Raw genomic sequence first — 25,863 nt, forward strand, 5'->3', positions numbered from 1 at the left:
CCCCCCCCCCCCCCCCCCCCCCCCCCCCCCCCCCCCCCCCCCCCCCCCCCCCCCCCCCGACCCACACCCCACCCGCAGGCGCTACGCGCACCCCCACCAAGGAGCCACAGGCCGCCGCAGGCATCACCGCGAACCCCCACCGAACCCGCACAAGCACCGCAGCCAGGCAGCCCCGCAGCCCCGCAGCCAGAGCCATTCCCCCAGCTCAACCCCATTGTCAGTCCCCGGGTGCAGGATGGACGCATGGTCAGCAACCCGCACCGAGCCCTCAACGGCTTCTCCCCCGCAACCCGCGGCTGGTTCACGGGCGCCTTCTCCGCGCCCACCGCAGCCCAGGCCGGCGCGTGGCAGGCCATCGACGAGGGCTCGGACGTGCTGGTCGTAGCCCCCACCGGCTCCGGCAAAACCCTGGCCGCCTTCCTCGCAGCCCTCGACCAGCTCGCCTCCACGCCCCCACCGGCCGACCCCAAGAAGCGCTGCCGGGTCCTCTACGTCTCGCCCCTCAAAGCCCTGGCCGTCGATGTGGAGCGCAACCTCCGCAGCCCCCTGACCGGGATCCGCCAGGAATCCATCCGCCTGGGCCTGCCCGAGCCCGAGGTAAAGGTCGGCATCCGCTCCGGTGACACCCCCGCAGCAGAGCGCCGCGCCCTAGCGACCCGCCCCCCGGACATCCTGATCACCACCCCCGAGTCCCTCTTCCTGATGCTGACGTCCGCCACCCGCGACGCCCTGACCGGCATCGAGACAGTGATTTTGGACGAGGTCCACGCGGTGGCGGGCACCAAGCGCGGCGCCCACCTCGCCCTCACCCTGGAGCGCCTGGACGAGCTGCTCCCCAAGCCGGCCCGCCGCATCGGCCTCTCCGCGACGGTCCGCCCCGTCGACGAGATCGCCCGCTATCTCTCCCCCCAGCGCAAGGTGGAGATCGTCCAACCGAAGTCGGGCAAGGAGTTCGACCTCTCGGTGGTGGTCCCCGTCGAGGATCTCGGCGAACTGGGCGGCTCCCCGGCCGCCGACGGCTCCGAAGGCGCGGCGGAACGCCCGTCGATCTGGCCGCACGTGGAGGAGCGGATCACCGACCTCGTCCAGTCCCACCGCTCCACGATCGTCTTCGCCAACTCCCGCCGCCTCGCGGAGCGCCTCTGCAACCGCCTCAACGAGATCGCCTACGAGCGGGCGACCGGCGAACCCATGGACGAGCAGCACGCCCCCGCGGAGCTCATGGGCGGCTCCGGCGCGGCCCAGGGCGCGCCCCCGGTCATCGCCCGCGCCCACCACGGCTCGGTCTCCAAAGAGCAGCGCACCCTGGTCGAGGAGGACCTCAAGGCGGGCCGCCTCCCCGCGGTCGTAGCCACGTCCAGCCTCGAGCTGGGCATCGACATGGGCGCGGTGGACCTCGTGGTCCAGGTCGAATCACCCCCCTCCGTGGCCTCCGGCCTCCAGCGCGTGGGGCGCGCGGGCCACCAGGTCGGCGCCGTCTCCACCGGCGTGGTCTTCCCGAAGTACCGGGGCGACCTCGTCCAGGCAGCCGTGGTCACCGAGCGGATGCGCACCGGGTCGATCGAGTCGCTCAAGGTCCCGGCCAACCCCCTGGACGTCCTCGCCCAGCAGCTGGTCGCCATGACGGCGATGGACACCTGGCAGTTCGACGACCTCCTCGCCATGATCCGTCGAGCCGCCCCCTTCGCCTCCCTCCCCGAGTCGGCGTTCACGGCGGTCCTCGACATGCTCGCCGGCCGCTACCCGTCCGATGCCTTCGCCGAGCTGCGCCCGCGCGTGGTGTGGGACCGTGTCGCCGGCACGATCACCGGCCGTCCCGGCGCCCAGCGCCTCGCCGTCACCTCCGGGGGCACGATTCCCGACCGCGGCCTCTTCGGGGTCTTCCTGGCCGGATCGGACCCCAAGAAGGGCGGCGGCCGGGTCGGCGAGCTCGACGAGGAGATGGTCTACGAGTCCCGCGTGGGCGATGTCTTCACGCTCGGCACCAGCTCCTGGCGCATCGAGGACATCACGCGCGACCGCGTCCTGGTCTCCCCCGCCCCGGGCGTCCCGGGCCGTCTCCCGTTCTGGAAGGGCGACCAGCTGGGGCGCCCGCTCGAACTGGGCCGCGCGGTGGGCGCGTTCCTGCGCGAGGTCGGCTCGCTGCCCAAGGAGGACGCCCGCCTGCGGCTGCTCGCCGCCGGCCTGGACGCCTGGGCGGCGGACAACGTCCTGTCCTACTTGGACGAGCAGCGCGAGGCCTGCGGCCACATCCCGGACGACCGCACGATCGTCGTGGAGCGCTTCCGCGATGAACTCGGCGACTGGCGCGTCGTCGTGCACTCCCCCTTCGGCGCGCAGGTCCACGCCCCCTGGGCCCTGGCCCTCGGCGCCAAGCTCTCGGAGCGGTACGGCATGGACGCGCAGGTCATGCACGCCGACGACGGCATCGTGCTGCGCCTGCCCGACGCCGACCTCATGAGCCTGGACCTGCTGGACCAGGAGCCGCGAAAGGCCGGCACGGAGTACGACGCCGACCAGGCGCCCGTTGGCGCGACGGACGTCGTCTTCGACAAGGGCGACGTCGACCAGATGGTCACCGACCAGGTCGGTGGCTCCGCCCTGTTCGCGTCCCGCTTCCGCGAGTGCGCCGCCCGCGCGCTACTGCTGCCGCGCCGCAACCCCGGTAAGCGCACTCCGCTGTGGCAGCAGCGTCAGCGCGCCGCACAGCTGCTCGAGGTCGCCAGCGAGTTCGGCTCGTTCCCGATCGTCCTGGAAGCGGTACGTGAATGCCTCCAGGACGTCTTCGACGTGCCCGGACTCGTCGAGCTGATGGGCGACCTGGAGTCCCGCAAGGTGCGGCTGGTCGAGGTGACCACCCCCGAGCCGTCGCCCTTCGCGCGCTCCCTCCTCTTCGGGTACGTCGCCCAGTTCCTGTACGAGGGGGATTCACCGCTCGCCGAGCGCCGCGCCGCCGCCCTCTCGCTGGACTCGCGGCTGCTGGCCGAACTGCTCGGCCAGGCGGAGCTGCGCGAGCTGCTCGACGCCGAGGTGCTGACCGAGCTGGAGCGGGAGCTTCAGTGGCTGACCGAGGACCGCCGGGTCAAGGACGTCGAAGGCGTCGCGGACGTGCTGCGCGTGCTCGGCCCGCTCACCGATGCCGAGCTGGCCGAGCGCGGCGCCGAACCGCATTGGGCCCAGGAGCTGGCCGCCACTCGCCGCGCAATCAGGGTGCGCGTCGCCGGCGCCGACCACTGGGCGGCGATCGAGGACGCCGGCCGCCTGCGCGACGCGCTCGGCACCGCCCTGCCGGTCGGGGTTCCCGAGGCTTTCACCGAGCCGGTCAAGGACCCGCTCGGCGATCTCCTCGCGCGCCATGCCCGCACCCATGGTCCGTTCACGTCGGCCACGGCAGCCGCCCGTTTCGGTCTGGGCGTGGCCATCACGGATGGCGCCCTCCAGCGGCTGGCGGCGAGCGGGCGGGTCGTCCAGGGCGAGTTCCACCCTGCCGGCATCGGCCAGGAGTGGTGCGACGCGGCGGTTCTGCGCCGACTGCGCCGCCGTTCCCTCGCCGCGCTGCGGCACGAACTGGAGCCGGTGCCCCCGGCCGCGCTCGCGCAGTTCCTGCCGCAGTGGCAGCACATCGGCAGGGGCCACGGGCTGCGCGGCATCGACGGACTGGTCCGTGCCATCGAGCAGTTGCAGGGCGCGTCCGTGCCCGCGTCCGCCTTGGAGAAGCTCGTCCTGCCCGCCCGCGTCGCCGGCTACACCCCCGCGATGCTCGACGAACTGACCTCGGCCGGCGAGGTCGTCTGGGCCGGAGCCGGTTCACTGCCCGGCAAGGACGGCTGGGTCTCCCTCTACATGGCGGACGCGGCCCCCTTGCTCCTGCCGCAGCCCCACCCCCTGGAGCTGACGGCGCTGCACCAATCCGTCCTGGACACCCTCTCCGCCGGCTACGGCCTCTTCTTCCGCCAGATCGCCGACCAGATCCGCGCCACCACTCACCCCGACGCCACCGACCCCCAACTCGCCGACGCGCTGTGGGAGCTGGCCTGGTCCGGCCGCCTGACGAACGACACGCTCGCCCCGATGCGCTCACTGCTGGGCTCGGGCCGCACCGCCGGCTCGACGGCCCACCGCGCCAAACGCACGGTCCCGCGAGGACGCTACGGCTCTCTCACAGCTGCCGCCCGCTCGGCCTCCCGCACCGGCCCGCCCACCGTCGCCGGCCGGTGGTCCCTCCTCCCGGCGCACGAGGCAGACCCCACGGTCCGCGCTCACGCCCTGGCCCGCACCCTCCTCGACCGCCACGGCGTGGTGACCCGAGGGGCGGTCGCCGCCGAGGGCGTCGAGGGCGGTTTCTCGGCGACGTACCGCATCCTGTCCGCCTTCGAGGAAACCGGCCAGGCCCGACGCGGCTACGTGGTCGAGGGTCTCGGCGCCGCCCAGTTCGCGATGGACGGCGCGGTGGACCGCCTCCGCGCGGTGGCCAACGCCCGCGAACGAGGCGACAGCCTCCCAGCCCCGGCCACCCCCGACGATTCCGGCGGCCCCGACCACTACGACACCCCCGACCCTTTCGACACCGTCGGCTTCGACGCCCCCCAGCCCCCCACCACCTCCGGCACCGACGGCGACGGCGATGTCGATGTCGATGTCGAGACATACGGCTCTCCCCACCACCCCTCCACCACCCACTCCCCCACGACCCAAACCCCGGACAGCCCCCCCGCCTACGACATCCCGGACCTCGACCACGACTTCCTGGACGCCCACCTCGGCCCCGGCGACTACGTCTCCCCACGCGACACAGCCCCCCGAAGCAGCCGGCGCTCCCCACAACACCCGGCATGGCACAACGGCGGCATACACGGCCCCGGTGCACACGCCCCCGGCTTCGGTTCCCGCCGCCGCTCCACCCCCGACACCCGAGCCGCAGTCCTGGCCGCAGCCGACCCGGCCAACGCATACGGCGCGGCCCTCCCCTGGCCCGAGCCCCCCACCGGCGCCGGCCACAAGCCCGGCCGCAAGGCGGGCTCCCTCGTGGTGCTCGTCGACGGCGAGCTGACCCTCTACATGGAGCGAGGCGGCAAAACCCTGCTGGCCTGGCCCGCGACCCCTGACACCGAACCCACGGACGACCCCCGCCTGCACACGGCAGCGGAAGCCCTCGCCGCATCGGCCCGCGCGGGCTCCCTCGGCACGGTCACCGTGGAACGCGTGAACGGCGCCTCGGCCCTGACCTCCCCCATCGGCACCCTCCTGGAAAGCGCAGGCTTCATCGCGACACCCCGCGGCCTACGCCTACGCGCATGACCTCACCCCAGGACGCCCCACCCCACACTAGCCACCCACTCACCCCACCCCACCGCCCTCCAGCCGCCCCACCCCCTCACAACCCCACACCACACCACCCCCTCCGCCCGCCCACCTCACACCACGCATGCCACCCTTGACTCATGCCCGAAGGTGACACGGTCTGGCAATCCGCGAATCGGCTGCACACCGCCCTCGCCGGTAAAACGCTGACCCTCAGCGACTTCCGGGTGCCGAAGTACGCCACCGTCGACCTCGCGGGCCGTACCGTCCTGGACGTCACCCCGCGCGGCAAGCACCTCCTCGCCCGGGTCGAAGGCGGCCTGACGATCCACTCGCACCTCGGGATGGAAGGCTCCTGGAAGGTGTACGCCGACCAGCAGCGTTGGACGGGCGGCCCCGCCTACCAGATCCGCGTGGTCCTGGCCGCCGCCCCCGATGCGGAGGACCCCGACGCCCGCCCCGCGCGCACAGCCGTCGGCTATCGCCTCCCCGTCCTCGACCTCATGCGCACCACCGAAGAAGACCGCGCCGTAGGCCACCTGGGCCCCGACCTCCTCGGCCCGGACTGGGATCCCGACCTCGCCCTCGCCAACCTCATCCGCGAACCCGACCGCGCCCTCGGCGAAGCCCTGCTGGACCAGCGCAACCTCGCCGGAATCGGCAATGTCTACAAGAGCGAGCTCTGCTTCCTGCTCCGTGTCACACCCTGGCTCCCCGTAGGCGCGCTCCCCGCCGAGCACACCGCTCAACTGCCCGTGCTCGCCAAGAAACTGCTGGAGGCCAACCGCGAGCGCCCGATCCGCAGTACGACGGGCCGCCGCGGCCAGGACCTCTTCGTGTACGGCCGTGCCAGGCGCCCTTGTCTGCGCTGCACCACCCCGATTCGCCTCGCCGACCAGGGCGACGGCTCCCGCGAGCGCCCCACCTACTGGTGTCCCCACTGCCAGGCGGGCCCCGCCCCGAGCCCAAGCTCCAGCCGGACCCCACCCCACAGAACCCAGCGCCGCACGACCAACTGACAACCGCTCAACAACTGACGAGCCACAGCCGAGTAAGCGGCGCCCCCACCGCCACCCACCTCACCAATCGCCGCCCGTCCTCACTAATTGACAACCGTTCCTCACTAATTGGCAACCGTCCCTCACTGATTGACAACCGTTCCTCGCCGATTGACGACCCGTCAGAACCCCTCGTACGGTCCCTCCATGGCCGTAAAGGCGTACGACCTCACCGGACGCACCGCATTCGTCACCGGCGCCGCCAGCGGCATCGGCCGTGCCTCGGCCGTGCTGCTCGCCGAGGCCGGCGCGGCAGTGCACTGCGCCGACCGCGACAGTCAGGGCCTGCACGAGACCGCGACCCTGATCAAGTCACGCGGCGGCACCGCCCGCACCCACCACCTCGATGTCACCGACCGCGACCAGATCCGCGAGGCCGTCGCCTTCTGCGAGCGTCTCGACGTGCTGGCCGCGGTCGCCGGGATCATGCACAGCAGCCCGGTCCTGGAGACCCGCGACGACGACCTCGACCGAGTCCTGAACGTCAACTTCAAAGGCGTCCTGTACGCCTGCCAGGAGGCGGCCCGCGCGATGCTCGCCCAGCGCGTCAGGGGCAGCATCATCACCATGGCCTCGGGCGCGGTAGACACAGGTGGCCCCGGGCTGCTCTGTTACGGCGCCGCGAAGGCCGCGGTCGTCCAGCTGACGAAGACACTGGCGACGGAGATGGGCCCGCACGGCATCCGCGTCAACGCGGTGGCACCGGGCTGGATCCGCACCCCGATGACCGACCGCCACGGCAGCGCGGAACAGACTCGGACCGAGGCCCTCATGGCCCGGATGTCTCCGCTGGGCCGGGTCGGTGAGCCGGAGGACATCGCGCACACGGTGCTGCATCTGGCGTCCGATGCCTCGTCCTTCACCACGGGGCAGCTCCTTCGTCCGAACGGTGGTGTGGCGATGCCGTGGTGATCCGCCCCGCCCGCCAGGCCAGCGCCCAGCGTCGTGGGTCGACGGCTCCCGCGGCCTGCTCCTTCGGCACACAGTGCACCGGCAGCAGACTCAGCCCCCACCCGCCGGCCGCGACGGCTCCCTCCAGCGCCCCCGCGTCCGGCGCCAGCGCGAGCCGCAGCACGGCCCACCACCACAGGGCCCCGAAACCGAGGAGCACCCCCCAGCGCGCTATCGGCCCTGCCACTACTCACCTCCAGCCCGAGGGCGAGGCCGCCCGTTCACCCACGGGGAGGGCGCACCGGCGGAACACAGTTGCGGCGCGGGCAAGGCCGTCACCTCGGGTCCCGCGCCGTCGCACCCTCCACCATGACCGCCGCGCCACCCCGCGGCAAACGGACGCGGGCCGCCCGACCGGCGCGGCAGGGCCCGTGAGCGGCGCGACAGACCCCGCACAGCACGAAACCCCGACCGCACTCCTCCAGATCTCCTGGAGAAGCCCGGACCGGGGCCTCACACAACTCCTCAGCGCAGGGTCAGTGCACGCGCATGAGTGTCACCGTCACGCGGCGACCACGTCCACCGCCTCGGAAGGCGCCTTGATGGTCACCCGTTCCGGTGGCACACCGGTCACCGACACGGAACCCAGCATCGGACGAACCGACGCGGGTACAGGCTCGCTGGGGGTGGCCGCAGCAGACTGGGCCAGCTCGGCGAGTGCGAGCTCGTCGCTCACTTCCCGCATGAGCTCGGACATCCGTACGTCCAGCGCGTCGCAGATCGCGGCGAGCAGCTCGGAGGAAGCCTCCTTCTGCCCCCGCTCCACCTCGGAGAGATAGCCGAGTGAGACTCGGGCGGACGAGGAGACTTCGCGCAGAGTACGGCCCTGGCGCTGGCGCTGCCGACGCAGCACGTCACCCAGCAGGCGACGGAGCAGAATCATCGGTGGCTCCCTCCTCGGACCGCGTAGCCGCATCCTTCACGCCCCACCGTACCGCCTTGCGCCGCGGCCGTGCGGGGAGCGATGTCGTGTTCACTCAGGGCTGCAAACATCAAAACCCCCCGTTCTGTTCCGTATCCTGTGCCCGCTCATTCCCACTGTGTTCGCTCGCAAGCTCCTTCAGGAGGAGTGCGAGTACGCTCCGTACACTCTCCATACGAATTTCCGCACGGTCGCCGTTCAACCGCAGGGCCTCCACTTTTCCGCCACCGGCGGAACCGGAACCTGAGTCACAGGGTCCGTCCACGGCGACGAAAACCGTCCCCACGGGCTGTCCGTCCTGCTCCTCGGGCCCCGCGACACCGGTCGTCGCGATGCCCCAGTCGGCACCCAGGGCCTTTCTCACACCTACTGCCATCTGGGCCGCGACCTGCGCATTCACCGCTCCGTGCTGCGCCAGGAGGGTGGCGTCGACGCCGAGCAACCGATGCTTGAGCTCGGTGGCGTAGGCGGTCACCGACCCCCGGAACGCCTGTGAGGCCCCGGGGACGGCTGTGAATTCCGCCGCCACCAGTCCGCCGGTCAACGACTCGGCCACAGCGAGCGTCTCGCCCTTCACTGCGAGTAGTCGCACCACGTCGGCGGCCCGGGCGTTCACGCTTCCGTCTCCTCCAACGCGGCCTTGCGCTCGGCGATTCCCTGCCTGCGCAGCACAATGGCTTGTCTCACATAGTCGAGCCCGGTCGCGACGGTCAGGACGACCGCCGCGGCCATCACCCACCACCTCAGAGTGGCCAGCCACCCCGTCAGCGCCAGGATGTACATCCCGACGGCCACGCCCTGGGTGAGGGTCTTCAGCTTGCCGCCACGGCTCGCCGGGATGACGCCGTACCGGATGACAATGAAACGCAGGAGCGTGATCCCGAGTTCCCTGCCGAGGATGACGCCCGTCACCCACCAAGGCAGATCGTCCAGAACGGACAGACAGATCAGCGCCGCCCCCATGATCGCCTTGTCGGCGATGGGGTCGGCGATCTTCCCGAAGTCGGTGACAAGGTTGTACGTCCGAGCCAGATGACCGTCGAAGAGATCGGTGATCATGGCGATGGCGAAGGCCGCCCAGGCGAAGGAGCGCCACGCCGGGTCATATCCGCCGTCGGCCAGCATCAGCGCGACGAAGGCCGGCACGAGGACCAGCCGGAGCATGGTCAGCAGGTTGGCGATGTTCCAGATACTGGCCTGGTTGACGGCCGCAGCCGCGATCTTCCCGCCCCGCGCGGGCTTGGCCTCGCCCGGCACACCGGTTTCGTCGCCACCGACCTTCGAACCGGTGACCTCCGACCCGGCGATCTTCGCACCGCCGACCTTCGAGCCTGCGGGCGTCGAGCCTGCGGACTTCGACGAACCCGCAGAACCCACCGCACTCACCTTGCCCGCCGCACCCGCCTTGGAGGAGCCTCCCGCGGCGGACGCCGGAACTCCGGTCATCTGCCCGCCTCCCCACTACACGCGAGCGTGTCCAGAAGCGGCTCGGCCACCAGGTCGACGCCTTCCGTACCGACCACCTTCGCCTCGACCATACGACCGATGCTCAGGCCCTCGCCGCTCGTGAGCAGCACCTGGCCGTCCGTCTCCGGAGCCTGGTGGGCCCCGCGCCCGTGGACACCGTCCTCGTCGACGGACTCCACCAGCACCTGCACGGTCTCGCCGACCCGCTCCTCGGCCCGCTGCGAGACGAGCTCCTCGGCCAGCCGCGAGACGCGGGCAAGCCGCTCGGCGACGACGTCCTCGTCGAGCTTGTCGTCGTACGTCGCGGCCTCCGTGCCCTCCTCGTCGGAGTAGCCGAAGACGCCGATGGCGTCCAGCCTGGCGCCGTTCAGGAACCGCTCCAGCTCGGCGAGGTCGGCTTCGGTCTCCCCGGGGAAGCCCACGATGAAGTTGGAGCGCACGCCGGCCTGCGGCGCCTTGCCGCGGATGGTGTCGAGCAGTTCCAGGAAGCGGTCGGTGTCACCGAAGCGCCGCATGGCGCGCAGCACGTTCGGGGCGGAGTGCTGGAAGGACAGGTCGAAGTACGGGACGACCTTGGGCGTCGAGGTCAGGACGTCGATCAGCCCGGGCCGCATCTCGGCGGGCTGGAGGTAGCTGACGCGGACACGCTCGATGCCGTCGACCTCGGCCAGCTCGGGCAGGAGGGACTCCAGCAGCCGGATGTCACCGAGGTCCTTGCCGTACGAGGTGTTGTTCTCGGAGACCAGCATGATCTCCTTGACGCCCTGCTCGCCCAGCCACCGCGTCTCGTTCAGTACGTCGCTGGGGCGGCGCGAGATGAAGGAGCCGCGGAACGACGGGATGGCGCAGAAGGAGCAGCGCCGGTCGCAGCCGGAGGCGAGCTTCACCGAGGCGACCGGGGCGCCGTCCAGACGGCGGCGCAGGGGCGCGCGGGGCCCGGAGGCCGGAGCGAGCCCTTCCGGCAGATCGGCAGGCGCGTGTCCCGGGAGCGCAACGCCGGCCGCGGACTCCTGCCGCTCCGCAGGGCTGATCGGCAGCAGCTTGCGCCGGTCGCGCGGGGTGTGCGAGGCGTGGATGCCGCCGGACAGGATGGTCTGGAGGCGGTCGGAGATGTCCGCGTAGTCGTCGAAGCCGAGCACGCCGTCGGCCTCGGGGAGTGCCTCGGCAAGATCCTTGCCGTACCGCTCGGCCATGCAGCCCACCGCCACGACGGCCTGGGTTCTTCCGTGTCCCTTGAGGTCGTTGGCCTCCAGGAGGGCGTCGACGGAGTCCTTCTTGGCGGCGTCGACGAAGCCGCAGGTGTTGACGACGGCGACGTCCGCGTCCCCGGCGTCCTCCACGAGGTCCCAGCCGTCCGCCTCCAAGCGGCCTGCGAGCTCCTCCGAGTCCACCTCGTTACGGGCGCAGCCAAGAGTGACGAGTGCGACGGTACGGCGTTCAGGCATGGGCTCAAGACTACTTTGTCTCACTGACAGCCCACGTCGACGGGGTTGGCCGATCTTGGCCAACCCCGTCCGCGCTCAACCCTTCGGCCGGACTTATCCGGCCTGCGGGTCACCCTTCGTGTAGGTCAGGCGCTCCACGGCGCCCTGCTGCCAGTCGTCCTCGATCTTCTTGCCATTGACGTAGAGGTCGATCGCCCCGGCGTCACCGAGGACGAGGTTGATCTTCTCGTTGTCCTGGAAGGTCTTGGAGTCGCCCTGCTTGAGGAGGCCGTCGAAGAGGAGCCGGCCGTTGTGGTCCTTGGCCGCGACCCAGCTCCGTCCGTCCGCGGCGCTGACCTGGACGGTCACCTTGTCCTGCGGGACGGCGGCGATGGCGCTGTCCGACGATTCGGGCTCGGGGTCCTTGGGTTTGTCGGTCTTCGGGGTCGGGGTGGCCTTGTCGGCCGTGGGCGTCGAGCCGCCCTCGGCGACCGACGACTTGCCGCCCTCACCCTCACCCTTGAACGCCGTGAACCCGACGAAACCGATCACGGCGACGATCGCGGCGACCATGGCCGCGGTCCAGTTCGGTCCACGCCGCTCGGGACGGATGCGCTCCGCCTCGAACAGAGGGGCGGCCGGGGTCGGCGCCGGACGTCCGCCGTGCGAGTCGTCGTACTGGGCGATAAGGGGTGCGGGATCGAGCTGGACGGCCTTGGCCAGGGTCCGGATGTGGCCTCGGGCGTACACGTCGCCGCCGCAGGGAGCGAAGTTGTCCGCCTCGATGGCGTGCACGATGGCGATGCGGACCCTGGTGGCACTGCTGACGTCGTCGACGGTCAGCCCGGCGTCGATGCGCGCCTGCTTGAGGGCACGGCCGATCGAGGGGCGGTCATCGTCGGATACGTCTTCGAACGGACGCTCGTCTTCAGGGGAGTTGCCGATGGACACGGGGGCGCCTTTCGAGCGTTTAAGCCACCTGTGCTGGAGGTTCAGTCTAGGGGGGGTACGAAAGGGTGGGGCAACCGGGCGGTGGGACTTTGTACGCCATCGGAATGGCCGGACACGCCGATGGTGGACCAGAAGTTTGTCGCTTCGCTCAACTTGACGTACGCCGGAAGAGAAGGGTTGCTCAATGATCCCTTACGGGTGAGTCACGATCGGGCATCGACGCATCGCCCCATCCGCCCGCAAGGCGGCCATGGCCTCCTTGTTTCCGCTCCGGACTTCTTTATGCCTCCCCGCGGATGACGGCGAGCACGCCGTCCAGCTCATCAGCTTTCACAAGAACGTCACGAGCCTTGGAACCCTCGCTCGGCCCAACGATGCCCCGCGACTCCATCAGGTCCATCAGCCGGCCGGCCTTGGCGAAGCCGACGCGCAGCTTGCGCTGGAGCATCGACGTCGATCCGAACTGGGTGGAGACCACCAGTTCGGCCGCCTGGCACAGCAGGTCGAGGTCGTCGCCGATCTCCTCGTCGATCTCCTTCTTCTGCTTCGACCCGACGACGACGTCGTCCCGGAAGACGGGCGCCATCTGGTCCTTGCAGTGCTGGACGACCGCCGCGACCTCCTCCTCGGTCACGAACGCGCCCTGCATACGGGTGGGCTTGTTGGCGCCCATCGGCAGGAACAGCCCGTCACCCTTGCCGATGAGCTTCTCGGCGCCGGGCTGGTCGAGAATGACGCGGGAGTCGGCGAGCGACGACGTGGCGAACGCGAGCCGCGAGGGCACGTTCGCCTTGATCAGTCCCGTGACGACGTCGACGGACGGACGCTGGGTGGCCAGCACCAGGTGGATGCCGGCCGCGCGCGCGAGCTGCGTGATGCGCACGATCGCGTCCTCGACGTCCCGCGGCGCGACCATCATCAGGTCGGCGAGCTCGTCGACGATCACCAGCAGATACGGATACGGCTGGAGCTCGCGCTCGCTGCCCTCCGGAGCCTTCACCTTGCCGTTGCGAACGGCCTCGTTGAAGTCGTCGATGTGCCGATATCCGTACGCCGCCAAATCGTCGTAACGGAGGTCCATCTCCCGTACGACCCACTGGAGCGCCTCGGCGGCCCGCTTCGGGTTGGTGATGATCGGCGTGATCAGGTGCGGGATGCCCTCGTACGCCGTCAGCTCGACGCGCTTGGGGTCGACGAGGACCATACGGACGTCCTCCGGGGTGGCCCGCATCATGACCGAAGTGATCAAGCAGTTAATGCACGACGACTTACCGGAACCGGTCGCACCGGCGACCAGCACATGCGGCATCTTCGCGATGTTGGCCATCACATAGCCGCCCTCGACGTCCTTGCCGAGCGCGACCAGCATGGGGTGCTCGTCCTCGGCGGCTGCCGCGAGGCGCAGCACGTCACCGAGGTTGACCATCTCGCGGTCGGTGTTGGGGATCTCGATGCCGACCGCGGACTTGCCGGGGATCGGGCTGATGATCCGCACGTCCGGACTGGCGACGGCGTACGCGATGTTCTTGGTCAGCGCGGTGATCCGCTCGACCTTCACAGCGGGCCCGAGCTCCACCTCGTAGCGCGTGACCGTCGGCCCGCGCGTGAAGCCGGTGACTCGGGCGTCGACCTTGAACTCGGTGAAGACGGTGGTGAGCGACTCGACGATGGCGTCGTTGGCGGCGCTGCGCGACTTGCCGGGGCCGCCCCGCTCGAGGAGGTCGAGCGACGGGAGGGAGTACGTGATGTCACCGGACAGCTGGAGCTGTTCGGCGCGCGGCGGCAGGTCGCGCATCTGGTCGGGGGCGGCCTTGGTGAGGTCGGGGACCGCGGCCTGGTCGGGACTCGGCGTCTCGGACTTGGTGAGATCGGCCGCCTTGGTCTTGGGGAGCTTCTGCTGCTCGGGCCGCGCGGCCGGGACCGGAGTCGGCACCGGAGTGGTCTCCTCGCGGTCCCCGACGCTGACGCCCTGGGTGAGGTCGGCGACGATCGGCGAGGGAGGCATCCCGTGCATGACGGCGCCGTCGAGCGCGGCGGCAGCAGCCGCCGCGACGTCCACAGCGTCCATGGCACGCCCCATCTCGGGCTGCGGCACCGCGGAGCGCCTCGGACGGCCCCGACGCCGCGAGAGAGCCTCCTGTTCGGCGCTGTCGGGGTCGTACGCCTGCGGGGCGGGTCCGCGCTTGCGGCTGCGCGACGCCGGCAGCGCCTCGCGCCACTGGTCGTCGTAGCGCTGGTCGTCCTCGCCGAGGTCGTCGCCGTAGTCCTCGTACTCGGTGGGGTCGGGCAGGATGCCGAGCCGGACACCGAGCTGGCGCAGCCGCTGCGGAATCGCGTTGACCGGGGTGGCCGTGACGACCAGCAGCCCGAAGATCGTGAGCAGCACGAGCAGCGGTACGGCGAGGACCTCGCCCATGGTGTACGTCAGCGGAGTCGCCGCGCCCCAGCCGATGAGCCCGCCGGCGTCTCTTATGGCGTGCATTCCGTCGCTGCGGGCGGGCGCGCCGACGGCGACGTGGACCTGGCCGAGCACGCCGACGACGAGTGCGGACAGGCCGATGACGATGCGGCCGTTGGCTTCCGGCTTCTCGGGATGCCGGATGAACCGTACGGCGATGACCGCGAGCAGTATCGGCACGAGCAGGTCGAGTCGGCCGAAGGCACCGGTCACCAGCATCTCGACGAGATCGCCGACGGGCCCGCGCAGGTTGGACCAGGTACCGGCGGCGACGATCAGCGCGAGGCCGAGGAGCAACAGCGCGACGCCGTCCTTGCGATGGGCGGGGTCGAGGTTCTTCGCGCCCTGCCCTATGCCGCGGAACACCGCGCCGACGGCGTGCGCGAGCCCGAGCCAGACGGCACGCACAAGTCGGTAGATGCCCCCGGTGGGGTTGGGTGCCGGCTTCGGAGGCGCGGCTTTCTTCGCCGCGGCCTTCTTGGCCGGCGCCTTCTTGGCGGGGGCTTTCTTGGCGGCGGCCTTCTTCGCCGGAGCCTTCGCGGAAGCGGCTGCCTTCTTCGCGGGCGGCTTCTTGGCTGCGGAGGGACGTGAGGCCATGGAACTGAGGTTACCGGTGGAGAAGACAGTGGACACGTGTGCCCACTGCTTCACCCGTTCGTGTCGCCCTTGCTGAGGCGGCGAACTGACGCAGGTTCACCGGTCGGTGTCGGACCGGGCGGCTCGGGGCCGACCGCCAACACGCCGAAGCGTGGCATCAGTTCTGCGAGGAGACCGACGACGTGCTTCCGGTGCCCGGCTCCAGGGCGTCCAGCGCCCGTCGCAATCCCGTGAGTTTGCGTTCGAGATGCGCCGCGGTGGCCACCGCCGCCGCGTCCGCCGACTCGTCGTCCAGCTGCTTGGAGAGCGCCTCGGCCTGCTCCTCGACCGCCGCGAGGCGAGCCGAAAGCTCCGCCAGCAGACCCGCCGGCTCCTTCGCGTCCGCCGCCTTGCCGCCGCCCTCCAACTGCAGCCGCAGCAGCGCCGCCTGCTCACGCAGCTGGCAGTTCTTCATGTACAGCTCGACGAACACCGAGACCTTCGCCCGCAGCACCCATGGGTCGAAGGGCTTGGAGATGTAGTCCACCGCGCCCGCCGCATAGCCACGGAAGGTGTGATGCGGGCCATGGTTGATCGCGGTGAGGAAGATGATCGGGATGTCCCGGGTCCGTTCTCGCCGCTTGATGTGCGCGGCGGTTTCGAAACCGTCCATTCCCGGCATCTGAACGTCCAGCAGAATGACCGCGAAGTCGTCCGTCAGCAGTGCTTTGAGCGCTTCCTCCCCGGACGATGCCCGCACCAGGGTCTGATCGAGCGCAGAGAGGATCGCCTCCAGCGCCAGCAGATTCTCCGGCCGGTCATCGACCAGGAGGATCTTGGCCTTCTGCACCATGGCCCGCCCTCCTCGCCCCGGCAGTGCACCGGGCTCCGCCCCAGGGGACGACTCCCTTACGCCGCCCGCCCTCGTGCCGGTCATGGTAGCCGCACCCCGCCTGTCGCCACACCCTGTCACCGCGATGTCACTGTGCACGTAGCAGAAACGCAGCAGGAGACCAGAAGGTTCCCCGAATCCCGCACTTCTACACGACTTCGAGCACACTGAGTCAGCAACCCGGTGTGAACACTGTTCGTTCCTGTCACTGCGCCCTCATCCACTGGTTCATCACTGCCAGTAGATGATCAGGGTCGACAGGCTTCGTCACATAATCAGACGCGCCGGACTCGATGGCCTTCTCCCGGTCACCCTTCATCGCCTTGGCGGTCAGCGCGATGATCGGGAGCCCGGCGAACTGCGGCATCCTGCGGATCGCCGTAGTGGTCGCGTACCCGTCCATCTCCGGCATCATGATGTCCATCAGCACGACCGCCACATCGTCGTGCTGCTCGAGGACCTCGATGCCCTCCCGGCCGTTCTCGGCGTACAACACCGACAGGCCGTGCTGCTCCAGGACACTCGTCAGGGCGAAGACATTGCGGATGTCGTCGTCGACGATCAGCACCTTCTCGCCGCCGAACCGGACACCCCGCGGCGACTGCGGCGTCACGTCATGCTCCGGCGCCGACCACTGCTCCTGCTGCGCCGGCCGCTGTTCCAGCTCGTGCGCGGCCCTGCGGCGGCGCCTGAAGAGCGCCGCGGCGCCGTTCTGCGTCTCCCGGTACGACCGCACCTCGGCGGGTGTCTCGATCTCGGCGTCCGACATCTCCGCCAGATCCGCCGCCGACGCCACCAGGGCGCCCGCGTCGAGCGGCGGCAACTGCTGCTGGTAGCCGTGCGGAGGCAGTTCGCTGGGGTGCAGCGGCAAATACAGCGTGAACGTCGAGCCGCGCCCCGGCTCGCTCTGGGCGTAGATCTCACCACCGAGCAGCTGGGCGATCTCCCGCGAGATCGACAGCCCCAGCCCCGTACCGCCGTACTTGCGGCTGGTCGTGCCGTCCGCCTGCTTGAACGCCTCGAAGATCACCCGCATCTTGCTGGCGGCGATCCCGATGCCGGTGTCCGTCACGGAGAACGCGATCAGCGGCGCGTCCGCCTCGGCCAGCGAACCGGCCTCCAGCAGCTGCTCGCGGATCTTCTGCGGCACGTCCATCCCGGCGGGCCGGATGACGAGCTCGACCGAACCGGAGTCGGTGAACTTCACGGCGTTGGAGAGCAGGTTGCGCAGCACCTGGAGCAGCCGCTGCTCGTCGGTGTGCAGCGTGGCGGGCAGCTCGGGCGAGACCCGTACGGACAGGTCCAGGCCCTTCTCCGCGGTCAGCGGGCGGAACGTGGCCTCCACGTAGTCCACGAGCTGGACGAGCGCGATGCGCGTCGGGGAGACGTCCATCTTGCCCGCCTCGACCTTGGACAGGTCGAGGATGTCGTTGATCAGCTGGAGCAGGTCGGAGCCGGCGCCGTGGATGGTCTCGGCGAACTCGACCTGCTTGGGCGAGAGGTTGCCCTCGGCGTTGTCGGCGAGCAGCTTGGCGAGGATCAGCAGCGAATTGAGCGGCGTACGCAGCTCGTGCGACATGTTGGCCAGGAACTCGCTCTTGTAGCGCATCGACACGGCCAGTTGCTCGGCGCGCTCCTCCAGGACCTGCCGCGCCTCCTCGATCTCGGTGTTCTTCACCTCGATGTCGCGGTTCTGCTGGGCCAGCAGCTCGGCCTTCTCCTCGAGCTCGGCATTGGACGCCTGGAGCGCCTTCTGCCGGTTCTCCAACTCCTCCGACCGGTCACGCAGTTGCTCGGTCAGCTCCTGCGACTGCTTCAGCAGCACCTCGGTCTTGGTGTTGACCGAGATGGTGTTGACGCTGGTCGCGATCATCTCGGCGATCTGGTTGAGGAAGTCCTTCTGGATCTGCGTGAACGGCGTGAAGGAGGCCAGCTCGATCACGCCGAGCACCTTGCCCTCGAACAGCACCGGAAGGACGATCACCTGTGCGGGCGGGGCCTCACCGAGCCCGGAGGAGATCTTCAGATAGCCGCTCGGCGCGTTCTCCACCAAGATCGTGCGCTTCTCCATGGCGGCCGTCCCGATCAGCCCCTCGCCCGGGCTGAACGACGCCGGCATGGAGCCCATCGAGTAGGCGTACGACCCCAGCATCCGCAGCTCGTACTGGTCCTCGTTCTCGGCGCTCATGTCCTTGCCGTCGACCAGTGGCATCGCCAGGAAGAACGCACCGTGCTGCGCGGACACCACCGGCGTCAGCTCGCTCATGATCAGGGACGCCACGTCCTCCAGGTCGCGGCGGCCCTGCATGAGCGCGGAGATCCGGGCGAGGTTGCCCTTGAGCCAGTCCTGCTCCTTGTTGGCGATCGTGGTGTCGCGCAGGTTGGCGATCATCTTGTTGATGTAGTCCTGGAGCTCCTGGATCTCGCCGGACGCATCGACGTCGATCTTCAGGTTCAGGTCACCACGGGTCACCGCGGTCGCCACCCGCGCGATGGCACGCACCTGCCTAGTAAGGTTTCCTGCCATTTCGTTCACGGACTCGGTGAGGTCGCGCCATGTGCCGTCGACGTCACGCACGCGTGCCTGGCCCCCGAGCTGCCCCTCCGTGCCCACCTCGCGGGCGACTCGGGTGACCTCCTCGGCGAAGGACGACAGCTGGTCGACCATCGTGTTGATCGTCGTCTTCAGCTCGAGGATCTCGCCGCGGGCGTCGATGTCGATCTTCTTGGTCAGGTCGCCCTTGGCGATGGCGGTCGTGACCATGGCGATGTTGCGCACCTGACCGGTCAGGTTGGACGCCATCTGGTTCACGGACTCGGTGAGGTCCTTCCAGGTACCGGCCACACCCGGCACATGCGCCTGACCACCGAGGATTCCATCGGTACCCACCTCGCGGGCCACCTTGGTGACCTGGTCGGCGAACGAACTCAGCGTCTTCACCATCGTGTTGAAGGTGTCGGCGAGCTGCGCGACCTCTCCGCGCGCCTCGATCGTCACCGTCCGCGTCAGGTCACCGTTGGCGACCGCCGCCGCGACCTGGGAGATGTTCCGCACCTGCATGGTCAGGTTGTTGGCCATCAGGTTGACGTTGCCGCTGAGGTCCTTCCAGATGCCGGTGACGCCCGGCACATGAGCCTGGCCGCCCAGGATGCCCTCGGTACCCACCTCACGGGCCACCCGGGTCACCTGCTCGGCGAAGCTGGACAGCTGGTCGACCATCGTGTTGACGGTCGTGACGAGCTCCAGAATCTCGCCCTTGGCGTCAACGGTGATCTTCTTGGAGAGGTCGCCCTTGGCGACCGCGGTCGTGACCTCGGCGATCTGGCGCACCTGGATGGTCAGGTTGTTCGCCATGAAGTTCACGGACTGCGTGAGGTCCTTCCAGGTGCCGGAGACCCCCTGCACCTCGGCCTGACCGCCGAGCTGGCCCTCCGTGCCCACCTCACGGGCGACCCTGGTGACCTCCTCCGCGAACGACGACAGCTGGTCCACCATCGTGTTCAGGGTGTTCTTGAGCTCCAGGATCTCGCCGCGGGCGTCGACGGTGATCTTCTGCGACAGGTCACCGCGAGCCACCGCGGTGGCGACCTGGGCGATGTTGCGCACCTGAGCGGTGAGGTTTCCTGCCATTCCGTTCACGGAGTCGGTCAGGTCCCGCCACACACCGGCGACACCGGGAACCTGCGCCTGCCCGCCGAGGCGGCCCTCGGTGCCCACCTCACGGGCGACGCGGGTCACCTGGTCCGCGAAGCCGGAGAGCTGATCGACCATCGTGTTGATGGTGTTCTTGAGCTCCAGGATCTCGCCGCGCGCGTCGACGTCGATCTTCTGCGACAGGTCACCCCGGGCCACCGCCGTGGTGACCTGGGCGATGTTCCGCACCTGGGCGGTAAGGTTTCCTGCCATTCCGTTGACGGAGTCGGTGAGCTCCTTCCACGTGCCCGCGACCCCCGGGACGACCGCCTGACCGCCGAGGCGGCCCTCGGTACCCACGTCCCGGGCCATGCGCGTGACCTGGTCGGCGAAGGACGACAGCTGGTCCACCATCGTGTTCACGGTGTTCTTCAGCTGGAGCATCTCGCCGGAGACGTCCACGGTCACCTTCTGCGACAGGTCACCGTTGGCCACGGCCGTGGTCACCTGGGCGATGTTCCTCACCTGTCCGGTGAGGTTCCGGAACGCCGTGTTGACGGAGTCCGTCAGGTCCTTCCACGTCCCCGCCGCACCGGACACATGCGCCTGACCGCCGAGCTCACCTTCGACACCCACCTCGCGCGCGACGCGCGTGACCTCGGCACCGAAGGCCGACAGCTGGTCCACCATGCCGTTGACGGTGTTCTTCAGCTCCAGCATCTCGCCGGCCACGTCGACCGTGACCGTCTGCGACAGATCACCGTTGGCGACGGCCGTGGTGACCGCCGCGATGTCCCGCACCTGCGTCGTCAGGTTCCGGAAGACGGTGTTGACGGAGTCCGTGAGGTCCTTCCACGTCCCCGCCGCGCCCGGCACATTCGCCTGACCGCCCAGCCGCCCCTCGGCGCCGACCTCGTTGGCCACGCGTGTGACTTCGTCCGCGAAGGTCCGCAGCGTCTCCGTCATCTGGTTCATCGTGTCCGCGAGCTGTGCCACCTCGCCGCGCGCCGACACCGTCACCTTCTGCGACAGATCACCGTTGGCGACCGCGGTCGTCACCTGGGCGATCCCGCGCACCTGCGCGGTCAGGTTGCCGGCCATCAGGTTCACCGAATCGGTGAGGTCCTTCCACACACCGGCCACACCGGGAACCTGCGCCTGCCCGCCGAGCTCGCCCTCGGTACCCACCTCGCGCGCGACTCGCGTCACCTCGGAGGAGAACGACGACAGCTGGTCCACCATCGTGTTGACGGTGTTCTTCAGCTCCAGCATCTCGCCGGCCACATGAACCGTGACCTTCCGGGACAGATCACCCTTGGCGACCGCCGTGGTCACCAGCGCGATGTCCCGCACCTGGGCCGTCAGCCGGTACGCCATCGTGTTGACGGAGTCCGTGAGGTCCTTCCAGGAACCCGACATGCCACGCACGCGTGCCTGCCCGCCGAGCTTGCCCTCGGTGCCCACCTCGCTGGCCACCCGCGTGACCTCGTCGGTGAAGGTCGACAGCTGATCGACAAGGTTGTTTACAGTCCGCCCGACCTTGAGGAACTCACCCCGCAGCGGATGCCCCGTACCGTCCGCCGCCTGCGTGCGCAGCTCCATCCGCGGCGACAGATCACCCTCGGCCACCGCGGTCAGCACCCGTCCGACCTCGGAGACCGGCCGTACGAGGTCGTCCACCAGGGCGTTCGAGTTGTCGATGGCGGCTGCCCAGGAGCCCTCGCAGGCTCCGGTCTCCAGGCGCTCCGTGAGCTTGCCCTCGCGTCCCACCATGCGGCGCACCCGCGACAGCTCACCCGTGAGGTGGAGATTGCGGTCCGCCACCTCGTTGAAGACCGCGGCGATCTCCGACATCACGTCGTCCCCGGACACCGTGAGCCGCTTGCGGAAGTTCCCGTCACGCATCGACACCAGAGCCGTCAGCAGCCGGTTCAGGGCAGCCGTGTCCACGGCAGTGGTCCCGCCTCGCTTGCGTTCGTTCTTCAGGGACTGTCCGCCTTTCGCGCGCGTTTTAGTGCCCCGCGTCGCTGCGCCAGACTCCACTGTGTCCCTCCCGCAGGGGTCGACCGTTACTGCTGTGCTCGGGCCACTGCTCCGCGTACCCGTTACTGCTGCGTATTCCTGCCGGATATACCAGGCGACTCCACGTGCTGCTGCCCGCGGTACGCGAATGACACCCGGCCTGCCCGGACCTTCACAAGAAGCTTGCCCAGTGTTTCACCCCGGCCGAACCCGGCCATAACAGTTCGGCAGCTTCGCACATCGTCCGCACACCCTCCGGACGGAAACACTGCACACCGGCATCCGCATCGACGGCGAAGGTAAGTAACCTTGCATGCGGCTGTCCAGCCGCACCGGTCCGTCCGGCCTGGGCGGTGGCGAGAGTACGAGCGGGCATCGGAGGGACAGCCGGACATGACCACCGGACTGATCCCGGGGGGACAGCCCCCGGACGGGCCGAACGGCACGAAGATGCCGCACCAGTGGCACGAGCCGGGCAGCCCCGGGGCCCTGCACGTCGACAACCGGTCGAGGAGTTCTGTGATCACCGCGCGCGCGGCAGCCAGCTTCGATCCCGTCGGGCGATCGGTCGCGAGCGCCCGCTCCTTCGTCCGCGACACGCTCCAGGGCTGGGGCTTCGCGGACATCGTCGACGACGCCGTCGTCCTCACCAGCGAGCTGGTGACGAACGCCGTGGTGCACGCGGGCACCAGCGCGGACGTCCTGTGCCTGCGCAGTGACGACGGCGTACGGATCGAGGTGGCCGACCGGTATCCGGAACGCGAAATCCCGCTGCAGGGCTCCCCCGTCAACATGGGCAGCCCGGACCGGGAGGGGGGCCGCGGCCTCCAGCTGTGCGCGGCCCTGGCCGGCCGCTGGGGCGTCGACTACACCCCCACGCACAAACAGGTCTGGTTCCAACTCGACCTCCCCGAACGCCCGGTGGGCACCCGCGCCGCTGGCCCGTCCCTGCCCTCCGACCTCCTCCCGCTCGCCGACGGCCGCGTCCGAGTGGCGGTGGTCCAGATCGACCGTACGGGCGCCATCTCGTCCTGGAACGAAGACGCCGATGATCTATTCGGCTATGCGGCCGAGCAGGTCGTCGGGAAGCCCCTGACCGACCTCGCGGCCTGGCCGCACACCCCGGGCACCAGCACGGGCATCGCCGAGGCCCTGCAGCTCTCCCGCTGGGAGGGCAGCTACGGCATAAGAGGCGCCAACGGCCGCGTCACCCCGGTCTACGCCTCCCACCTCCGCGTCCGCGACACGGACGGCGAACCGTCCACAGTCTGTCTCCTGGTCCGCGACCACGAACGCGCCGTACTCCAGACCCCGCTGCGCGTCCCCGCTTCCGACACCTCCACCACCACCGAGGCCCAGAGCACCGACCCCTTCGAGGTGTTCATCGGCTCCCCCGCCCCGGACGACCTCGACGGCCTCCTCCAGCGCACCGTGGAACGCGCCCGTGACATGCTCGACGGCGACTCCGCGTTCCTGCTCCTCGCCACCGACGACGAAACGGAACTGGAGGTCCGCGCCTCGACCGGCCTGCCCTCCGCCCGCCAGCGCTTCGCGCGCGTACCCGTCGAAGCCGGCCCGGGCCGCTACGGCTCGGCCCGCATGCCGTCGGTCCACGAGGACCTCACGATGGTCCCCGGCGCCGTACCCCTGCTGAGCGGCACCGGCATGCGCTCGGTCGTCACGGTCCCCCTGAAGGTCGAGGGCCGCCTCACCGGATCGCTCGGCGTCGCCGCCGAGGCCCCCGGCAGATACTCCAACGAGGAGGCGCTGCGCCTCCAGTTCGCCGCCGACCGCATCGCGCTGGCCGTCGAATCCGCCCGCCTCGGCGAACTCGAACGTCTGCGCCGCGGCTCCCTCAGCTTCCTCGTCGAAGCCTCCGACCTGCTCGCCGGCACCCTGGACCGCGACCAGACCCTGGCCCTCATGGCCCAGATGACGGTCCCGACCCTCGCCACCTGGTGCGCCGTCTACACGATCGCCGACCAGGCCTCCGAGCCGTACCTCTCCTACGTCCTGCACGAGGACGAGGAACTCATCGACGGCATCAAGTCCCTGCTGTCGAAGATCGCCCCACCGGACCCCGTCCCCACCCCCGGCGCCCGCGTCTGGTCGGCCCCGGCCGAGATGGCTCACCAGGCGGCCCTGCGCACCTCCATGCGCAGCCTGGGCCTGGGCGAGCCCCCGCACCGCGTCAGCAGCGGTATCGGCATCGGCCCGACCCTCGCCACGGCGTCCGCGGTCGGCGGCGAGACAGTGGTCCTGCCGCTCGTGGCCCGCAACCGCGTCATCGGCATGCTGACGCTGGGCAAGCCCACTGACGAACACTTCCGCCAGGAAATCCTGGAACTGGCCGAGGACTTGAGCCGCCGAGCCGCCCTCGCCCTGGACAACGCCCGCCTCTACTCCGAGCGCACAGCCATCAGCCAGTCCCTCCAGCGCAGCCTGCTGCCACCGGAGCTCCCGGAGATCTCCGGCGTCGAGGTCGAGGTCATCTACCGCGCCGCCGGCGAGGGCAATGAGGTCGGCGGCGACTTCTACGACCTCTTCCCGATCAGCGACGGCGCCTACGGTTTCGCCATCGGCGACGTCTGCGGTACGGGCCCGAACGCTGCGGCGGTCACCGGCCTGGCCCGGCACGCACTCCGGCTCCTGGCCCGCGAGGGCCTCAGCGGCCCGGCAGTACTGGAGCGCCTGAACTCCGCCATCCTCGACGAGGGCGCCCGCAGCCGCTTCCTGACCCTGCTCTACGGCGAGTTGAGGCCGCAGGAGGACGGCAGCGCGGAGCTGAAGGTGGTCTGCGCCGGCCACCCGCTGCCTCTCCGGCTGCGGCAGGACGGCACTGTGGAACCGGCAGCCGAACCCCAGCCGCTCCTCGGCGTCATGGACGACCTCGAGCTCTACGAGCAGACAGTCACCCTCGACCCGGGCGACGTCCTCCTGTGCGTCACGGACGGCGTCACCGAGCGCCGCGAAGGCACCCGCATGCTGGGCGACGACGGCCTCGCCGACGTCCTCACCACCTGCACGGGCCTGACGGCCGGCGCGGTCGCGGCCCGCATCATGCGCGCAGTCGAGCGCTTCGCCTCGGATGCGCCTTCCGACGACATGGCGATTCTGGCCATGCGCGTGCCGGGCCTTCACAAGGACTGAGGAAGCCACTGGCAGACAGTCATGAAAAAGGCCCCGCCCAGATGGGCGGGGCCTTTCTGTCTGGAGCCCCCAAACGGAATCGAACCGTTGACCTTCTCCTTACCATGGAGACGCTCTACCGACTGAGCTATAGGGGCCTGCTGCCTTTGCGAAGTTCCCCTCGCGGCAACGGAATAGATCATACCCCGAACACACCCGTGCTCCCAACTCGCTCAGAAGGCGGGTTGCAGCAGTCCTCCGAGCGCATTGCAGGCGGACACTATCCGCTGCATGTCCCGCTTGGTCAGCCCGGCATCGACGGGCAGAGCCAACGTTTCATCCGCGGCCCGTTCGGTCTCCGGCAGGGACACACACCTCCGGAACTCCGGCAGCCTGTGCACCGGTGTCTTCACCGGCACCCGGCACTCAACTCCCTTGGCCCGCACGGCCCGGGCAAAAGCATCCCGATCCGGCCGTCCGTTCCCCGGCACCCGCACGACGTACTGCTGATAGGTATGCCCATCCCCGCCATCAGGGGTGAACACACCTTTCAACTTCGCATCCAGATACGCCGCCCGCTGCCTCCGCTGAGCGATCTCGTCGTACGGAGTCTCGGACTCACCCTGCTCCAGCACCAACAGCGCGTGCCGCTGCCCCACCGCGTGCAACCGTGCGATATCCGCCGCACGACCAAAGCGATGTACGGCGACCACAGCCGCCGTCCGCGAACTCACGACCGCCTCGACAGCGGCCGGATCAAGGCAGTACGTCACCGGATCTATGTCTGCGAACACCGGCAGCGCCCCTGCCAGGACCACGGCCTCGGCAACCTCGGCGTTCCCGAAGGCCGGTACGACAACCTCGTCACCGACACCTATGCCGGCAGCCCGGAGCATTGCAGCAGTACCCATATCGAAGATGGTGGTTGCGCAACGTGAACTTCAGGTGACACAGAACAAAAAAGGGCTGGACCCTGAACCGAAGTTCAGGGTCCAGCCCTCTAAGAGGAGTTCGGCGGCGTCCTACTCTCCCACAGGGTCCCCCCTGCAGTACCATCGGCGCTGTAAGGCTTAGCTTC

General features: G+C 69.7%; 14 protein-coding genes and 1 tRNA gene. 4 read left to right on the forward strand and 11 right to left on the reverse strand.

Going from position 1 to position 25,863, the window contains the following annotated elements:
- Positions 1–243: 243 nt before the first annotated feature.
- The 3 genes from ACHBTE_RS34985 (at position 244) to ACHBTE_RS34995 (ending at position 7,271) form a co-directional block, all read left to right on the forward strand.
- Positions 244–5,298: an ATP-dependent helicase gene (locus ACHBTE_RS34985; protein WP_394729668.1), complete on the forward strand. Its 5,055-nt coding sequence runs from the start codon at positions 244–246 to the stop codon at positions 5,296–5,298.
- A 143-nt stretch (positions 5,299–5,441) separates the two neighbouring features.
- Positions 5,442–6,320, forward strand: coding sequence for a DNA-formamidopyrimidine glycosylase family protein (locus ACHBTE_RS34990; protein ID WP_394729670.1), 879 nt, complete (start codon positions 5,442–5,444; stop codon positions 6,318–6,320).
- A gap of 186 nt (positions 6,321–6,506) precedes the next feature.
- A complete protein-coding gene (locus ACHBTE_RS34995; protein WP_394729672.1) occupies positions 6,507–7,271 on the forward strand; it encodes an SDR family NAD(P)-dependent oxidoreductase in 765 nt (254 codons plus the stop codon).
- Here the strand turns inward: ACHBTE_RS34995 and ACHBTE_RS35000 are convergent.
- The 9 genes from ACHBTE_RS35000 to ACHBTE_RS35040 form a co-directional block, all read right to left on the reverse strand.
- Positions 7,219–7,497, reverse strand: coding sequence for a hypothetical protein (locus tag ACHBTE_RS35000; RefSeq protein WP_394729674.1), 279 nt, complete (start codon positions 7,495–7,497; stop codon positions 7,219–7,221). The two genes, ACHBTE_RS34995 and ACHBTE_RS35000, sit on opposite strands and share 53 nt — an antisense overlap.
- A gap of 315 nt (positions 7,498–7,812) precedes the next feature.
- Positions 7,813–8,193 (reverse strand): helix-turn-helix domain-containing protein, encoded by a 381-nt coding sequence (locus ACHBTE_RS35005; protein WP_030046881.1) that lies wholly within the window; start codon positions 8,191–8,193, stop codon positions 7,813–7,815.
- Between the two features lie 109 nt (positions 8,194–8,302).
- The gene (locus ACHBTE_RS35010; protein ID WP_394729676.1) at positions 8,303–8,848 is read right to left on the reverse strand and encodes a CinA family protein; all 546 of its coding nucleotides are present in this window, start codon (positions 8,846–8,848) and stop codon (positions 8,303–8,305) included.
- A complete protein-coding gene (pgsA, locus tag ACHBTE_RS35015) occupies positions 8,845–9,678 on the reverse strand; it encodes a CDP-diacylglycerol--glycerol-3-phosphate 3-phosphatidyltransferase (RefSeq protein ID WP_394729678.1) in 834 nt (277 codons plus the stop codon). The genes ACHBTE_RS35010 and pgsA overlap by 4 nt, the downstream gene beginning before the upstream one ends.
- Entirely contained in the window at positions 9,675–11,144 is a 1,470-nt protein-coding gene (gene rimO, locus ACHBTE_RS35020) for a 30S ribosomal protein S12 methylthiotransferase RimO (protein ID WP_394729680.1), read from the reverse strand. The genes pgsA and rimO overlap by 4 nt, the downstream gene beginning before the upstream one ends.
- 93 nt (positions 11,145–11,237) lie before the next feature.
- A complete protein-coding gene (locus tag ACHBTE_RS35025; RefSeq protein ID WP_394729682.1) occupies positions 11,238–12,074 on the reverse strand; it encodes a helix-turn-helix domain-containing protein in 837 nt (278 codons plus the stop codon).
- Between the two features lie 280 nt (positions 12,075–12,354).
- The gene (locus ACHBTE_RS35030) at positions 12,355–15,129 is read right to left on the reverse strand and encodes a DNA translocase FtsK (RefSeq protein WP_394729684.1); all 2,775 of its coding nucleotides are present in this window, start codon (positions 15,127–15,129) and stop codon (positions 12,355–12,357) included.
- 157 nt (positions 15,130–15,286) lie between these two features.
- Positions 15,287–15,961, reverse strand: a complete 675-nt coding sequence (locus tag ACHBTE_RS35035; RefSeq protein WP_388810850.1) for a two-component system response regulator — start codon at positions 15,959–15,961, stop codon at positions 15,287–15,289.
- A gap of 244 nt (positions 15,962–16,205) precedes the next feature.
- Positions 16,206–21,677: a HAMP domain-containing protein gene (locus ACHBTE_RS35040; protein ID WP_394729687.1), complete on the reverse strand. Its 5,472-nt coding sequence runs from the start codon at positions 21,675–21,677 to the stop codon at positions 16,206–16,208.
- A 372-nt stretch (positions 21,678–22,049) separates the two neighbouring features.
- On the opposite strand from ACHBTE_RS35040, the gene ACHBTE_RS35045 reads away from it, so the two are divergent.
- Positions 22,050–24,806, forward strand: a complete 2,757-nt coding sequence (locus ACHBTE_RS35045; RefSeq protein WP_394729689.1) for a SpoIIE family protein phosphatase — start codon at positions 22,050–22,052, stop codon at positions 24,804–24,806.
- A gap of 61 nt (positions 24,807–24,867) precedes the next feature.
- Here the strand turns inward: ACHBTE_RS35045 and ACHBTE_RS35050 are convergent.
- A tRNA-Thr gene (locus tag ACHBTE_RS35050) sits at positions 24,868–24,943 on the reverse strand.
- A 75-nt stretch (positions 24,944–25,018) separates the two neighbouring features.
- Complete coding sequence (locus ACHBTE_RS35055) at positions 25,019–25,681, reverse strand: DegT/DnrJ/EryC1/StrS family aminotransferase (RefSeq protein WP_394729691.1); 663 nt, start codon at positions 25,679–25,681, stop codon at positions 25,019–25,021.
- Positions 25,682–25,863: the final 182 nt, after the last annotated feature.

Source organism: Streptomyces sp. M41, from assembly GCF_043673425.1.
Lineage (GTDB): Bacteria > Actinomycetota > Actinomycetes > Streptomycetales > Streptomycetaceae > Streptomyces.